This window comes from Pseudomonas sp. CGJS7 (genome assembly GCF_036961695.1).
This window is the reverse complement of the sequence record NZ_JBAMDI010000285.1, coordinates 1-1,871: the sequence shown is the minus strand read 5'-3', so window position 1 is coordinate 1,871 and position 1,871 is coordinate 1. Positions and strand designations below refer to the sequence as shown.

General features: G+C 66.2%; 1 protein-coding gene. It reads right to left on the bottom strand.

Annotated features, from left to right (window positions below):
• Nucleotides 1-1,871 (bottom strand): YadA family autotransporter adhesin (locus V7787_RS52695; RefSeq protein ID WP_442965386.1); only part of this gene is annotated, 1,871 nt, incomplete at both ends.

The following is a 1,871-nucleotide window of genomic DNA, read 5'->3' as shown; positions in this document are numbered from 1 at the left end:
AATCGGCCGGCGCCACGTTGACGATCTTGTTCGGGCCGCTGCCCAGGTGATTGGCGCTGTACGCACCCGCGCCGCCGTTGGCAGTCGGATCCCACAACAGCGAATCCTCCCCGAGCGAGGCGATCTTGCTGTCCACCGCCTTGAGCTGACTGACGTTGACCGCGTCGGTATCGACGGCGCCCGCCGCCACGTTCGACAAGCGGCGCTCGCTGCCCGCCTTTCCGATCGACACTTCGCTCAGTGCGAAGGGAGCGGCAACGGTATAGGTCGAATCGGTCGGCACATAGGCCGCCTCGCCGAGCGTGGCGCCATCGGCGACCGAGTCCGAGCCCAGCGCGACGCTGCCCATATTGGTGGCCCGGCTGTTCGAACCGATCGCCGTTGCGCTGGTGGCGCTCGCCTCCGCGCTGCTGCCCAAGGCCAATGCCACCACACCAGTGGCGCGCGCCTGCGCACCCAGCGCAATAGCGGCCGATTCGCTGGCAGTCGCGGCCAAGCCCATCGACATCGACGACGCGCCGCTGGCAGTGGCGGTATCGCCCAACGCCAAAGAGAAATCGCCGCTGGCCGTGGACTCATCGCCGATGGCGATCGCGTACTTCGCCGTCGCCTCCGAACCCGAGCCGAGGGCCAGGCCGCTGAGCGCATTGGCTAACGCGTTCTCGCCGATCGCGATGGTTTCGTCGGCGGCTGCGCGGGCGTTGTAACCGACGGCGGTGGAGTTGGCGCCGGTCGCGAAGGCATCCGACTGCGCGTTGGGGCCCTCGTTGGTGCGGACATAACGCACGCCGTGGCCGTTGGCGTCCTGGTAGGCCTGATCGGTCGGACCGACCACGGCGTTCAGCGCCGCGATGTCGCCCTCGTTCGTGGTCACGCGATTGCCGAGCGCAGCCACGTCCTGGTTGGTCTGGAACAATTGCGAACCGTTGACCGCATCGGTGCTCGCCGCGCTCAAGCCAGCCGCGGCCACGCCGGTGATCTTGCCGGCGCCGCCGTCGTTGATCACCACGTTGCCGAACTTCGGCGACTCGGCCAATTGCACATTGATCGCGCCGGTGACCGGATCGGTCACCGTCTTGACGTTGGCGCCGGAGTACGCGCCGGCCGTGGCCGCATCGCCACGGATCGACAGCGTCTGGCCCAAGTCGCGGTGCACGACGCCAGCGGCGGCATCGTTGCCGGTGAAGTTCATGCCCTGGGTCGTAGAACCGCCAGCGACCGCATCGAGTTGGCTCTTGTTGACCGCATCGGTACCCGCAACGCCAGCAACGACGTTGCTGATGACCTTGTTGCCGGCATTGACGCCCGCCGCAGTCACGCTCGGGCCGCCAGTGATGGTCAGGCCGGTGGTGTCGAGGCGGCTGTTGCCGGCAACGACGCTGTTGACGGTGATGTCGTCGGCCAGATCGAAGTTGACATCGTTGTTGGCGCCGGACTTGCTGACCGCGATGTTGCCGTCGGTGTTCTTGAAATCGATCGCTTCGCCCGGAGCCACATTGCTGCTGTTGGCGCCCTGCGCGGTAACGTTGAAGCCGGTGTTCGCGACCGCGCCGACCGCATCGAGCTGACTCTTGTTCACCGCATCGGTGGCGGCAACGCCAGGAGCGAGATTGCTGATGACCCGGTTACCGGCATTGATGCCCGTAGCGGTCACGCTCGGGCCGCCGGTGATGGTCAGGCCGGTGTTGTCCAGACGACTGTTGCCGGCGACAACGCTGGTGACGGTGATGTTGTCGGCGAGATCGAAATTGACGTTGTTGTCGGTGGTGACCTTGCTGACAACGATGTTGCCGTCGCCACCCTTCAGATCGATCGACTCGCTCGGGTCGACGTTGGAACCGTTCGCCCCCTGCGCGGTGAGCGTGAATCCG